The sequence below is a fragment of the Kribbella antibiotica genome, assembly GCF_004349055.1.
GTDB classification, from domain to species: Bacteria; Actinomycetota; Actinomycetes; order Propionibacteriales; family Kribbellaceae; genus Kribbella; species Kribbella antibiotica.
In genome coordinates this window covers 37,205-51,861 of the sequence record NZ_SMKX01000011.1, presented here as the reverse complement: position 1 = coordinate 51,861, position 14,657 = coordinate 37,205, and the positions used below count along the sequence as shown (strand labels likewise).

7 protein-coding genes are annotated in these 14,657 nt (G+C 68.6%); 6 read left to right on the top strand and 1 reads right to left on the bottom strand.

The annotated features are described in order from the left end of the window. The first annotated feature begins 68 nt into the window (after window positions 1-68). The gene (locus E1263_RS06185; RefSeq protein ID WP_132166191.1) at window positions 69-389 is read left to right on the top strand and encodes a hypothetical protein; all 321 of its coding nucleotides are present in this window, start codon (window positions 69-71) and stop codon (window positions 387-389) included. A 37-nt stretch (window positions 390-426) separates the two neighbouring features. After that, window positions 427-729, top strand: coding sequence for a hypothetical protein (locus E1263_RS06180; protein ID WP_132166190.1), 303 nt, complete (start codon window positions 427-429; stop codon window positions 727-729). A gap of 68 nt (window positions 730-797) precedes the next feature. On the opposite strand, the gene mycP is transcribed toward E1263_RS06180, so the two are convergent. Further along, on the bottom strand, window positions 798-2,060 hold the full coding sequence (gene mycP, locus E1263_RS06175) for a type VII secretion-associated serine protease mycosin (protein ID WP_132166189.1): 1,263 nt from the start codon (window positions 2,058-2,060) through the stop codon (window positions 798-800). Window positions 2,061-2,182: 122 nt separating this feature from the next. On the opposite strand from mycP, the gene E1263_RS06170 reads away from it, so the two are divergent. Genes E1263_RS06170 through E1263_RS06155 form a run of 4 tightly spaced genes read left to right on the top strand, consistent with a single transcriptional unit; the run spans window position 2,183 to window position 14,619 of the window. Then, a complete protein-coding gene (locus E1263_RS06170; RefSeq protein WP_165956502.1) occupies window positions 2,183-2,575 on the top strand; it encodes a YbaB/EbfC family nucleoid-associated protein in 393 nt (130 codons plus the stop codon). Then, entirely contained in the window at window positions 2,572-2,901 is a 330-nt protein-coding gene (locus E1263_RS06165) for a hypothetical protein (RefSeq protein WP_132166187.1), read from the top strand. Before E1263_RS06170 ends, E1263_RS06165 begins: the two co-directional genes overlap by 4 nt. Window positions 2,902-2,914: 13 nt before the next feature. Beyond that, a complete protein-coding gene (locus E1263_RS06160) occupies window positions 2,915-14,113 on the top strand; it encodes a WXG100-like domain-containing protein (RefSeq protein WP_132166186.1) in 11,199 nt (3,732 codons plus the stop codon). Next, on the top strand, window positions 14,110-14,619 hold the full coding sequence (locus E1263_RS06155) for a hypothetical protein (protein ID WP_132166185.1): 510 nt from the start codon (window positions 14,110-14,112) through the stop codon (window positions 14,617-14,619). The genes E1263_RS06160 and E1263_RS06155 overlap by 4 nt, the downstream gene beginning before the upstream one ends. Window positions 14,620-14,657: the final 38 nt, after the last annotated feature.

Here is a 14,657-nt window from a genome sequence, read left to right as displayed (position 1 = left end):
CCCCATGCCGGCGTACCGGCTGCTCCTAGCGTTGAGCGTCCAGGGACCTATCACGAAAGGAGAGGCTCGTGGCAGATGCATTCTTCCAGGGCTTCGGCGACCAGATCCGCACGCAATGGGGTGCGGTCGCCGGTGAGACTCGCGACCACTTGGTCGGCAGCAACCAGCGTTTGGTTGCCGCCGGCGACGAACTCGCCACCGGGCTGCGCGACCGTCCGATGGTCGCCGCCGCCAACAACATCCAGTACAAGCTGGACGACAGCCAGCCGAACATCAACCACCTCAACGATCAGGAAGGCACCGCGCAGTGGGTCGGCAACACGATGCTGAACGCGGTGGAGTCCAACGCCTCCATCCTGGGTGGCGTGACCGGCGGAATGACGGCCTGACCGACCAGGCCGCTCCCGAATCCAGTGGAGGACAGTTATGACCGAGATGTACATGAGGTTCGAAACGATCGACGAGGTCGCCACCAAGCACACCGTTGGGGCGAACTTCGAGGAAACGACCGTCGATGATCAGGCACGGGGCATCATGCAGTTCCTGCCGGATGGCTGGCAGAGTCAGGAGGGCCAGGACGCGTTGGCTGCGGTGCAGATGAACCGCGACCGGGTCATGCAGAACGCGCAGATCGCGCACGCGCAGGCGAAGGGCCTCGGCGACATCAACATGAACGGGCAGCATGCGCAGCAGAGCATCGCCAGTTCGATCGCGGCTTTGCGGACGTAACCGCTCGACGATGAAGTGCCCGGCTGGGAGCAATCCCAGCCGGGCACTTCGCTGTCTGCCCTCGATCGTCAGAGCGAACGGTCGAACAGATGCTCCGGCAGCGGCTCTTCAGTGCGGCGCCGGGTACGTGGAGCCGTCTCGGCGCGGGACGCCGTCCAGCGCCGACGTCGACCGGCCGCCAGGACGATCGCGAGGATCAGCACGATTGTTGCCATGCCCAACGACAGGCCGGTGAGCTCGCGCGCTCGGGAGCCGGCATCGCGCCACCAGGCCCGAGCCACAACCACCTGAGGGTCCGGCGGTGTCGCGGCTGCCGCTGGAATCACGGCACCCTTGGCCAGCATGCCCTCGGTGACTGCGCGATACGGGTCGACGACTCCGGCGCCGTACTCGTTGCTGGCTCTGCCGCCGCGCGCCGGACTGGCGGTTGCTTCGATGCGCTGAATCACCTGTTCAGCAGTCAGTTCGGGCCACGCCGAGCGCACCAGGGCGGCCGTTGCCGACACAAAGGGTGCGGCGAAGCTGGTGCCTGACATGTAGTTGTGGCCGCTGACCCGAGTCGTGGACAGTACGTCGCCGCCCGGTGCGACGATGTCGACGTACGAGCCGGTCTGGGAGCCATTGACACGTGCGCCGTCGATGCCGATCGCCCCTACCCCGAGCACTCCGGGGTATTCAGCTGGATAGGACGGGGTCGAGTCCGCGCCGTTGGTCTGGCGGTTGCCGGCTGCCGCGACCACGACCACATCGCTGCCGACCGCGTAGGCGATGGCCTCCCGGATCACCTTGCGGTCCGCGGATCCGGACAGCGACAGGTTGATCACGCGGGCGCCCTGGTCAACCGCGTAGACGATGCCTCGGGCAAGCACATTGGGATCGATCGTGCGAGCTGCCTCACCTTCGTTCGCCTCACGGTCGGTGACCCGGACCGGCAGGATCGTCGCGCCGGGCGCGATACCGTGGAAGCCGATCCCGGAGGTCGGCGTGGCGGCGATGATGCCGGCGACCGACGTACCGTGCGAGACGCAGTCGTAGCTGCCGGGCAGCTTGCCGTGGTGGTGGAAGTCCTGCCCGGCCAGCACCCGGCCCCGAAGCTGCGGGTTGTCGGCGTCGACACCGGAGTCCACGACCGCCACTGTCACTCGGGCACCGTTGGTCTGCGGCCAGACGCGTTCGACGCCCAGCAGGTCCTGGGCCCACGGCAACTGTTTGATCACGGGCCGGCCAGGCTCCGGGTTGCTGCAGGCGCCCTTCGGTGGCGCCGCGGCCGCCGGCTGGGCGACCGCACAAGTCAACAGGCCGATGGTGACGAGCGTGGCTGGAGTTCTCATCGTTCGATGGTTTCCGCCGCACGATGGTCTCGCGGGCGCCTGGCAGGAAGAGGTCAGCGTCCTCAGCACCCGCCGTACGCCGGTCAATGTGGGGCTCGGGAAACGATCGAGGAGGTGCCGCCATGGCAGAACCAGTCCGGACCGGACCCGGCCTGCTGTCCGACGTCGAGCAACTCGAGCGTCAACTGCTGGCCGCTCAGGAGGCCGTTGCCGCCACCACCGCAACCGGCGAAGCCGCCGACGGACTGGTAGAGGCCACGGCCAACGGCCGTGGCGAACTCACCGCGTTGTACCTCGATACTCGCGTCTACCGCGAGTACGCGCCGGAAGAGCTGGCGGCGCAGATCGTCGCGGCGGTCGCCATGGCCCGGACGAACGCGCAGCAGGACGCGTTGGCGACGTACTCGGCAGCGCTGCCCGGCCAACCGGCACCGAAAGGTGACGACCTCGAGTTCGGGCCACTGCTGTCCGAGCTCGAGCGGTCCGGCAATCGGCGGACGGGAGGTGCCCGATGACCACCGGTGGCACTGGCGACCTGGACATGTCGGTCGACGACGCGCCGACCATGCTGAACATGATCGAGGTGCCGATCAAGGCCTGGGACAAGGAGTGGAAGACGCTGAAACGCGGTATCAGCGCGGACGAGGGCAAGGTGCAGGGCTTCGACGACATCAGCAAACAGTTCCGGGAGAACTACAACGCCGTCGAGCCTGGGCTCACCGAGCGCGCCGACGGGCTCGTGCAGAAGATCAGCCCGGCGGTCGCCACCGGCCGCAAGGGTGTCGCGATCTACAAGGCGACGCTGGAGAACATGACCGATCGGCTGAACAACATCACGTGAGCGGGAGCGATCGATGATTCCCGAGCCGACGACCAGCCTGTGGCCGGAGCTCCGCCGGATGCTCGACAACACGTTCCCGATCTGGGTCGACGAGGATGCCGCCTTCCGGCTGGCGCAGCAGTGGCAACGGGCCGCTGACGTTCTGGAAAGCCAAGTCACGACGGCGACCGACGCCAACAACAAGCTGCCGGCAGTCTGGCGGGACATCAACGGCACGATCTTCCATTCCAAGGTCGACCGGATGCTGAACTCGAGGTACGTCGGGACGGCCAAGCTGGTCGAGGGGATGCGGCAGCTGAGCAGCATCAGCGACCAATACGCCCGCACCATCGTCCAGGTCAAGAACCAGATCTACGCCGAGCTGATCGCGAACGTGGTCGCGTTCGCCGCGAGCTTCGCGCTGCCACCCGGCCTCGGTGACCTGGCGCGCCGGTTCATCATCGAGGGAGCAGCCGGCCGAATCGCTGCCTTCGTCGCCGCAGCGGCCGCCCGGATGGCGGCAGCCGCGCCCAGGTTGACCAAGTTCGCACTCGGCGTCGCCAACGAGATGATCGAGGAACCGCTGGTCGACCTGACCGGCCAAGCGCTGGACATGGCGCGCGGGGTCCGGGACTCCATCGACTGGGGCCAGGTCGGCCAGGCGGCCGCGGCGGGTGGTGTCGGAGCCTTGGTCAACATCCCGGTTGCTCCGATCGGCCGGGTCATCACCGCGCCGGTCCGGGGGGTCACCAGGGTGCTGCCGAGCGGACTCCGCAAAGGTGTCAACGACACCGCAGAGGCGATCGTCGCCAACGGCATCTCGTCGCCGGTGTCGAACACCATCGTGCAGGCGGTGGCCGAAGGGCGTAACCCCTTCGGTGAGGACTATCTGAAGGCGATCTACGACCAGGGACTGGGCGCAGGGTTGCTGGGTGGCTCGCGCATCGTGTCTCACCAAGGAGGTCACTCGCTCGGCGATGTCGTGTTCGACCGTGGCCATAGTGATCCTGGCGGACCGCCGCCCGGTGGACCGCCGAGCGAGGCGCGGCCGGCCCCTGCCGTCGACCCGGCCACTCAAGGCGCTGGGAGACTCGATTCGGGGAGTGCCACGCAACCTGGCTCACAGACTGCGCCAACCGGCCAGAACACGTCGCAGACCGCACCGTCCGGGCAGAACGCCGGGCAACAGGCCGGGGCGAACCAGGCTGCCCCGCAAACCGGGGCTTCGCATCAGGGCGGCACGTCACAGCAGGGGGCGAATCAGGACCTGGACGGTCTCACTCGTCCTGCGGGGCATGCGGTGCAGGACGGTGGTCACCGCACGCAACAGACCAGCCAAGAGAATCACCATCAGCAGGACGATGTGGCTGTGGAGGATGACACCACCGCGGCCCCTGCGGCCACAACAGGTCCGGAGGGGACGGACACACCCGGCGACGTCGAGCAGACGCCTGGCCAGACTCTTCCGGGCGAAGCCGGACCGGCGGATGCACCGGGGGCCGAGGTAGGTCACGCCGAGACGGTGGATGCTCCTGGTGACGGTCTGGCGCCGGTCGAGGGCGGAACCGGCTCTGCGGCGGGACCCGCGCACACCTCGGCCCACGTTGACCCGAATGTTGCTCAAGGCATCGATAGTGCGCCGGCGGTCGCGCCGGTCGGTGCGCCGGTCGTCCCCGGTACGGCGCCGGTTGCCGGGGTGCAGGCACCCGTTCAGCTTCAGGCCGGGATGGACGGACGCGGCGTACCGCAGCCAGGTAAGCAAGCCAAGAACCCTGGTGAGCTGTCCGAGTCCCAGGGCGGGCCGCCTGGTCCGCCGGACGGTCCGGACACCAACGAGTCCGAGCAGGCGCCTGACGCCACCGAGTCCGAACAGGCGGGTACGCCTGATTCCACCGAGTCCGAATTGTCGGGCGCTTTGGTGGCGTCCGCGGAGGAGTTGGCGAACTCTCCCGAGGCTGCAGCGGAGGTGGAGCCGGAGAGCGTGACGGACCCGACCGGGCCGGGGACTGCGGAGTCATTGGAGACTCGCGTGCTTGCTGGGGCTGTGAGTGCGGGTCCGGGTCCGGGTCGACCGGCGGGGCGGGTGGTGAACGCGCCCGAGGGACCGGGGTTCGCGGCAGGTGAGACCGCGGCTGCTTCGAATCAGCAGCTGGCGGAGGCCGCCCAGTCGGTGCAGGCCGAGGACTTCGGGTTCGAGATCAACGGCGAGCTCACCTTCGATGCCGGGCACATGGTGCTGGACGTCGAGGGTCTCGGACCGATGCGCTTCGCGGTGGGTCTCGGGTCGGTGGCGGGGCGCAACGTGGCGCAGACGACCCTGGGGGCCGATGGGGTTCACGAGACCGTCATCGATTCCGGCGTACGGGCCGATCAGTTGGCTCGTGCGTTGGTGCACGAGATCAGCCACTCGGTGCGGGAACTGTTGCGGGTCAAGGCCGGCGAGCACGGGCACACCGAGGATGCGTGTATCGAGGCGGCGCTGGACGAGCGGCGGCTGGTGGAGCGGCAGATTCGTGAGGCCAAGGAGATCGCCGATCGGACCGGGCGGGCTGAGGACCGGGCGGTCGAGGAGATCCGGCGGCGCGAACTCGAGTTGCTCGACGAAGGGCTCGCGGCGCGGATGAATGCCCGGCAGGAGCTGGCCGGGCAGGAGCAGGTCGGTCGCCACACAGTCCAGGTGGGGGCCAGGGCCGGTGGGAAGTCGCTGCGGTCCGAGGCGGTGCAGCAGTTCTCGGAGTTGCTGAACGAGAGGGACGCGAACGGCCGGTTGACTCCGCGCGCCAAGGTGATGCGTCAGTACTACTTCGCCAAGCCGCATACCGGGCAGAACCAGGGGAACGTCAACCGGCACGGCGACGCCAAGCCGGGGCGCGAGACATTCCCGGTCCGGACGTCGGACGGAGTGGTCCAACAGGTCGGCGTTCCGGTGATGAACGTGACCGCGGACGGCGACTTCGTGCCCAAGAACGTCGAGGTGGTCCCAGGGCGCCGATTCCCCCGGATCTTCGTGCCGTTCACGCATTCCGATCTTGGTCACGATGCCGCCGAGATCGCCGATCGGCAGGACGCTGTCGACCTGTGGAACGACAGCGCGACGGAAACGCGCCGGCCGGTCGAGATCCAGATGTCCGACGCGGAGCTGCAGGCGTGGAACGAGCTCAGCGCCGAGCAGCGGCAGGAGATCCTGGACGGCCTGCGGCAGCCGGAGTTCACCGGGAAGCGGTCGACGACCGAGGGAGAGTGGGTCGGTGAGCTCTTCGCGGAGTCGATGTTGCGGTGGCTCGGTGTCGAGGCCCGCTCGCAGGGGCTGGATGTCTACCGGGTGTTCTTCGCCGCCAACGGTGGGGCCGGCCGGATGGACCAGCTGTACATCCGGGTGGACAAGGTCACCCGTGAGATCCGTGGGTTCGATGTGGTCGAAGCCAAGGGCCCCGGCGGGAAGCCCGTGCCGCGGCGAGGACTTGACCTGGTGCAGTACCTGCAGGGGCACCCGGAGTATCTCGACAGTCTGCTGACAGCCATCCGCGAGGACGTGCATCGCCCGGAGGGGCTCGGCAACGAGGCCGTCGCGGTGTTCGACTCGTTCGCTGTGGAGCGGGTCGCGCTGCCTTCGGAACACGGCGGTCCGGATCGGGTCCGCGTGCGGCCGGCCCGGCCGGAGGTGGCGACGCCGATCACGACGATGGCGGAACTGGTCGATGCGATCAAGACCCAGGCCGAACTCGGCAACGTCCGCTACTTCATGGTCAAGGCCAAGGTTTCCTTCAGCGGCGGGAAGGTTGTTGCTGAGGGCATCATCATCGACGAGTACGACATGTCCGGCCTGAAGATCACCGGCGGTCCGGGCACGGTGCATGCGCCGAAGCGGCCGGGTATCGAAGGCAACAGCCGGGGTCCGGGGGCAGCGCCGGCAGTGGACGCGGAGGTGATGGATGCGGCGCGGACGATGGCGGAGCAGGACTTCGGTGGGCTGATCAACGGCAAGCCGCAGGTGGACGGCAACGTCGTCACGGTCGAGACAGCGTTCGGGCGCCACGAGTTCCGGCTCGAAGAGGGGCGCATTCCGGGCGACAAGATCGCGCAGACGACCTTGTCTACCGACGGTACACCGCATCGGACCCGGATCGACCGGACCTTGCGAACCGACCAGCTGACGCGGGCATGGGTGCACGAGATCAGCCATGCGCTGCACGAGATGTACGGCCCGATGAACCTGCAGACTTCGAACGGTCCGGTCACCGATGCGTGTGCGGCGGCTCAGGTCAACGAGCACAGTGTGGTGGCCCGCCAGTTGTCCAACGCCAGAGAGGTGGCGGAGCAGACCGGGCGGCCGGAGGACTGGGCGTTGGAGGCGAAGCTGCGGCTGGAGTTGGAGGCGTCGCGGCGGTCGTTGGAACAGCAGGGCTTGCCGGTACCGAAGGGTCCGGAGAGCCGGTGGTTCACCCCGGCTGATTCGCCGGCGCAGCTCGGGCCGGTACGACCGGGCTTCGACGAACAGGCAGAGCGCGACGCGGACGGGGACATCGCGTACTTCAACGTCTCCAAGCGCGGGACGTTCGGGCGGAACGAGGCGCGTTGGGAGGTCGGCGAGGACGGCCGCCTCCGTCGGGCTGTGGCCCGCCTGCGCGAGGACTATGCGGGGTACGCCGACGAGTCCGACCGCGGCAACCAGGGGGCCGGTAAACGCAAGGCCGTGAATGACAAGTACGGCTTTGCGACCGACAGCGGCGGGCATCTCCTGGCCTGGCGGTTCTTCCAGAACGACGACTTCCACAACCTCTTCGCGCAGAACGCGAACTTCAACTCCGCCGCCTACAACCAGATGGAGGAGGAGTGGGGGGCCTTGCTCAAGCAGGGCCTGGAGGTCGAGGTCGTGGTCATGCCGAGACCGGGCAAGGCCCGACCGGACGCGGTCGATGTCGTCTACACGGTGATCGACACCAGGAACGGCGGCGAGAAGATCGTCGAGATCCGGGCCGTCACCTTCGACAACGTGACCGGGCAGGTCTACGTCGGGCTCGTTCAGACAGAGGCCCTGCACGCCACCGAAACAGCCGGTACGACGTACCTGGGCGTGAACGAAGTGGTGCGGACCGAAGGGCCTGACGGCGTCGTGGACAAGGTCGTCGCGACCGTGCGGGCGACGGATCCGAAGCTCAAACCGGCCGTCGAAGCAGTGGGGCGAGCCGCAGCCGCCCGTAGTGGCATCCCGCTCGATGCCGACGGCAACGTTCTCGGCTACCGGCTGTTCGGGCCGGGTGGTATCGCCTTCCTGCTTCCGGACGGCGCGACTGTCGATCCCGTCGAGTACGCACGGCTTGAGGAGCAGTGGCTTGCCGACATCGCCGCCGGCAAACAGGTGGTCATCGAGGTGGTGCGACCCCGTGCGGCCGGGCAGCTGGTGGAGTTGAGGGGCACCGCCGAGCCGAAGACCGAGGTGAACCGGCCGAACCGCGATCGGCTGGCTCCGATCGAGGAGATCCGGGCCCGGGCGGATCGGGTCAGCGACCAGGAGTTCGACTGGTTCGGGCGGGACTCGCAGGCAGGTACCGCGCGGACGGCGATTCAGCAGGCGCTCAATCCGAACTACAACCCGCACGGCCACCCGAAGCCGCCTCCGGGGCCGCACTACAGCCGTGAGGTGCGCGGCTCGCGGTTCGTGGTGAACGGCCGGGCCGCCACCGAGGGCGCGCTGGATCTCGATGCCGTGCTGGACGCGGCGGCGACGACCCGCCAGCAGGATTTCGGCGGCCTGCTCGAAGACGCGCCACATCGGTACGACGACTTGGTCGTCGTCCGTCCGGCCGGCCTGTCGGAGGACCAGCACTTCCGGGTGGAGATCGGTCCGGTACGCCGCGGCCGGATGGCAGCGACGTACCTGCATGCCGGGACCATCGAAGACCCGCACGTGGTGCACATTGCGCCCGGGATCGCGAATGACCAGCTGGGTCGGGTGTGGGTGCACGAGATCAGTCATGCGCTGCATGCGTTCCACGGTCACGGTTCTCGGGTGACCCGGGTGCTGGCGCGGGTCACCGGCGCGGTCGAGGACGCGTGCATGGAGGCGCAGTTCAACGAGCTCCGGCTGTTGTCGCGCCAGTACGGCGAGGCAGTCGCCGCCGGTGACCAATCGGCGATCGACGTGATTCGCAACGACATCGAGCAGCTGAACCGGGCTATCGCGCGGTTCGGACACACGCCTCCGGCTGTGCCCTGGACGGACGCGCCCGCCGGTCCGGTGGACTTCGCGGCTGCTCATCAGGAGGCGGCGAACCGGGCGGCCGAGTTGCGTGCGCTGGAACGCGGGAAACGGCAGGCGATCAAGGAGGCCGAGAAAGCGGCCAAGGACGCGAGCAAGGAGGCTCGCAAGGCTGCTCAGGAACGGGACGAGGGTCGCCACCGCCGAGTCCGCGAGAAGCTGCGAGAAGCGGAGTCGAAGCGCGACGTCGCGGCCTGGCACCGGCGCCGGATGACGGCGTACCGGCGGGCAGCTCGCGAGGCCGAACTGCTGCGGGACAAGTACGCCGAGGTACTTCGGCTTCCGGAGGATCAGCGGGCTGCACACCTGACCGAGCTCGCGCGGCGGCAGGCGAAGCTTGAGCGGGAGCTTGCCCCGGTGCTTCCGCCGCGGACCGCGCTGTCGGACATGCTGTCGGTGGGCAACCTGCCCGGACTCGCCGAGCTGGCCGAGAAACTGAACAAGGAGCTGCACCGGCTGGGCATTGATCACCGCTTCACGGCAGCTGATCTGCAGCTGCGACTGAACTCCGGCTTCGGCCAGCTCGTGACGGCGGACGGCATCGTGTTGCGGGTCGGCGCAGGCCGGCCGGCCGAGCTGCGGATCGCGCTGGACATCGCAGACCTGCGTGAGGTGCTGAACCCCGGTGCCAAACCGTCCCAGCTGGTCCATGCCGAGACAGCCCAGGGCGGCCGCCGGATCGGGACCGCCGGTACGTCGCGGTTCACCCTGAATGCCTCGCAGTCACTGCGCGACCTCACCCGGCTGGTGATGGACCAGATCCCGTCGATCGGGTCACTGGGGGAGTTCGTCACCCTGCGCATCGACGGCGGATTCAACCGGAGCCGGGCACTCGGCGGCTCGGCGGCGGCGTACGCGCAAGACGGCGCGACCGAGGACAACCGTGGTGAGGCGGTGCTGTTCGAAGGGCAGGGCCGCTGGAACGTGCAGGTCCGGGAGAGCGAGTTCGGTCGCTGGCGGCCGGTCGAACCAGACCTGGTCGGTGCTCCGGTGCGTGGCTGGGTATCGCACGCCTACACCGTGCCCGCACCTGCGAATCAGGTCTCGTCCGGGCCGCAACCGGCGGGTCCGCTGCCGGAGCTGATGGTCAGCTCGATCGACGGCCTGCAACGGCTGACCGACAAGGTCAGCCGGGTGTTCGGCGGCCCGTTGAGCTCCTTCGGAGAGCAGGCTCGCGACCTGCGCGAGCAGATCCAGGAAGCGCTCACCCAGGACCTGCCTAGCCGGTTGTCCGAGTCGACCGGCCGGCCGATCATCCGGCCGCTGACGGCCGACGGTCGACCGGTCGGTCACCTGGAGATCCGGACGGTCGTCAAGTACGTGCGTACCGAGTTGGTCGGGGCACAGAGCGAGGCGCACTGGCAGGAGCGGGACCGGACCGGGTTCCGGTCCGCCTCCTGGTCGCAGAGCTTCGGGACCGGCGTCTCCGGCAAAGGCGCTGTCGAGGTCGGCGCAGCCGGCTTCACGGACCTGGCCGGCACCGACAGCGCGTACGTCGCCGAGGCCTCGGCCGGCCGGGATGCCGGTCGGTCCGAATCCCAAAGCGCCGGGGGATCGGCGTTGCACATCGGTGTGCACCGGTTCGTCGGACCGACCCAGGGCTATCAGCTGGTGCTGACCCACGAGGTGTCGCTCGTCCTGAACGGGCAGCGGCATGGGACCGTCCCGTCGGACTCCATTGCCTTGGTTCGGATGCGTGTCGACGACGCGTACCGGCACGGACTCAAGGTGTCCTCGGATGCGATCGTCCGCGACGCGGCAGGGAAGCCCCGGCTGGATCCGAACGGGAACCCGTACCTGCGCGGCGACGTACTGCCGGACGCCATCGCGGGCCGGCGGATGGAGCTGCCGGAGTGGGCGAAGCCAGGTGTCGGGTCCGGGCCTGCCCTCGTGCAGCGGGTGACCGGTACGGAGGGTGCCATCGAGAACGTGATCCGGCATCTGGCCGAGCGTGGGTTCCTGCCCCCGATGACCCCGGACGGCCGGATCGATGTGGAGCTGCTGACCACCGACCCCCTCGAACGGCAAGCACAGCTGGCGAACCTGGAGGAACTGACCGCCCAGCTGGCGCCGAACCGGCTGGAGGCCGGGTACGACGGCGCGGTCCGGGACGGCCTGCTCGTCGAACTCGTCCGTACTCGCACCGCCGCGCCGACCGAGACCACGACGCTGCGGATCCAGCTCGTCCAGGACCCGGCCGCCGTGCGGTTCGTCGGCACGACCTCGGACGAAGCGATGGTTGCCTTGAACATCGGTTCGGAGTCGGCCGGGCGGACGACGAGCCGGTCCAAGGGGATGCCGGTGGGGGTCAAGCCGTTCGGGCTGAAAGACTCGGAAAAGGTTGACGGCCAGGGCGGATCGCTCGGGGTCTCGCTCGGCCGGAACGCGTTCGGTCGCGGGATGAGTTCGCTCACCGGTGGCACGGTCAACCAGGTCACCTTGTTGGAGAGCGGGGCACCGCTGGCCGTGTTCGAGCTCGGGCACCGGTTGGTGGTCAGCGAAGTGCAGCAGGACAGCGAGCTGGTGATTCACGACGCCCAGGGGACCGCGCGGGTGCTGATCGACTCCGATCTGTTGCCCCTGGCCACGATGATGGAAGAGGCGGTCACCGCCCAGCTCACGCCGGCTGTCCTGCAGCGGATCCTGGTCCTCGCCGTCCAGAATCCGGATCTGCTGTCACATCTGCCCGCGGAGCTGCTGAACGATCCGCTGACCCGTGAACTGGTCCAGAACTTCCTGGATCCGCGCAACCTGATCGCCCACCCGGAGTGGACCGGTACGACGTACCGCAGCGGGGCAATCACCGCGCCCGGGTCGATCGCCGGTCGCCATCAGCTCGGCCTGCGCGGGATCGTCGGCAACGTGCGGCTGGTCTCGGTCACCGACGGCGTCGGTGCCGACATCAACCTGGGTCTCGGCAACCAGGGCGCGTCGGTCGCCTGGTCGGCGGCGAGCAACGGCTCGGTGTCCGACTCGGTCGCGGTCGACGGCAATCCGCAGGACACCACTGGTCCCAACGGTGGCGGGGTGAACGGCGGCGGCAGCCGGTCGTACTCCGCCGGCCGGACTCAGCAGTTGATCACCGGGATCGAGCGATCGGCAATCGACACCGGTCGGCACTACGTCTTCGTGGCGGACACTACGGTGACACTGAACGTCGACACCGCGGCGGCTCGCAATGTGTACGACGCAGGCAACGGACAGTTGCACTTCCAGATCGGTGAGACCGAGGCGCTGCGCTTCTACATCAACGGCAAACTCAAACTTCCGCTCGAGCAGGTGGCGGATGCCGTTGAGCGCTACCTGAACGGCAGCCTGCCGCTCGACGCCCGCACTGCGGCCGGCCTGGTCCGCGCCTATCGCATTGGCCTGTCCAAGTCCACTACGCCGCCCGCCCTGGCCGTGCATCACGGCGAGGCGCGGATCATCGCCGCGCTGACTGCGACCGACCCCGATCTCGGCCAGTTCGGCGATCGGTTGGCCGCCGTATTGCCGAAAGCATTGCGGCCGTCGACCGCGACCGTGCCGGTGCCTCCGCAGTACCGCTACGGGTTCGGCGGCAGCGTGATCGAGTCGGTCGCCTTCACGGACGCGCTCGACGACACGTCGGCAAGCCCGGTCCTGGACGCCGTCCGCGAGGTGGCCCGGCGGGTCGGGGTGCGGGTCGACAGTGATGGAGTGCTGGCGCCGGCGATGTTCGCCGACCTGGCCGGCAAACGGTGGTGGGGCCGCATCGACGACATGCTCGGCGGTCGTGGATTCGTCCGCACGTACGCGATCGAGCACGGGCAGCACGCAGGAAGCCACGTCACGGTCCGGGTGACCGCCGTACTGTCCGACGAGGCCACGGAGCTGGGTACCAATCCCGGCCTGCTCAGCTCGAACCAGCGCTTCCTGTTCGACGACCGCGCTTCGACGACCACCCACGGCCGGACGCTGTCCGGTGGAGCGACCGGTACGGCGGAGAGCGGGATGGACGGTTCGACGGCGACGGACCGGGAGCAAGGCAGCAGCCGCGCGTTCGCCGAGACGCACAGCAGGATGGAACGGGTCTCGGAGTTCTCGGGCCTGACTCGGATCGGCCGGCGAATCAAGCTGAAGATCGAGGTCACTCATGACCCGTCGCCCGCGCCGACCAACGGCCGGCTGCGCAGCCGCCTGCAGCCGACCGAGGAGCGGCCGGGGCTGATCGTCAGTGACGAGATCGAGTTGCACGGGACGCTGGTCCAGCATCTGCCGACGGGACTCGCGAAAACCAAGCTCGGTCCGGTTGTTCCTGCCCAGCCTGGGAGCGTGCCGGAGACGGTCTGGGTCGAGACCGTCGGAGCGCACGACAGTGAGCAGTTGACCGCGTCGGTGATCGACGGGCTGACGGCCGCCGGTCGCTTCGGTCGATCCGGGGTCGAGCTGCACCGCGCGGAGATCGAGGCCCAACTCGCGCCGACCGTGCTGAACGCCGCCTTCACCCGGATGACCGGAGCGGAGGGAGTCCGATTCCTGCGGCTGTCGGTCCCGAGTCAGGCCTCGGTGGCCGTCGACGTGGTGATCCGCGCGGTCCCGGTGCAGGTCCAAGAAGTCAGCGAGATCAGTCCGGACGGCGAGCTCGGCATCGTCGACCGAGCCGCCCGGACAGTCAGTACGTCGACCTCCGTCGGCCGGCTGCTGTCGCCTCCGACCGGCGCCTCCCATGTCGTCGGGGAGACCGGCTTCAAGGGCGGCTTCACCGGTGGCGACCAGCGATCGGACCAGGTCACGGACACCCGCGGTATCCGTCGCGAACGGCATCGGCTGGAGAACGGTGACCTGGTCACGGTCCGGGTCGAGGTCCGGTACGAGATCGCCCTGGTCCCGGTCCGGGTGCTCGGGTTCGACCCGACCCGGCCGGACCGTCCCGGCGCGCCGATCAATCTCCCAGCGATCCTCGGCGAGGTCTACTTGACCGGCCACCACCACGAGATCGGAGTGAACCCATGACCGCGCAGTTGCCGGTAGCCCGGACCCACGACGAGGCGATCCTGTGGCTGAACAGACAGCCGTGCGCCGGCTGCTCGACGACCACCGAGAACTGGGAGCACGGCCTGACCCAGTCCGCGGACGGTGAACTGCTCATCGCCTACGACACCACGTGTGCGGGCTGCCGGCAGGACCGTGAGTACTTCTTCGAGTTGCCCGAGCGCGAGACCCGCCTCGGCGCCTTCGGCGGACCCGAACCGTCCGAGCTGCTCGACGCCGGCCAATGGCTGGGGCTGGCCGATGAGCTCGCTTCCCGCGTTCCTGTTGACGATCAGGCTGCCCGCACGGAACGCCTGAAGCTCGCGGCCGCAGCGGTCGACGAGGTCCTGAAGTTCGTGCCCGTCGGCGAGGACGACGTACCGGATTTGGCGTTCTGGACCGAGGAGGGCCGGCAGGTTCGCGACCAGCAACCGGGACGGTTCCGGCGGTTGCGGTTGGAAGTAGTGCTTGCCACCTATCGCCCCTGACAGGTTGCTGCCGGTTTCCCCAACTGGGGTTGGGGAGT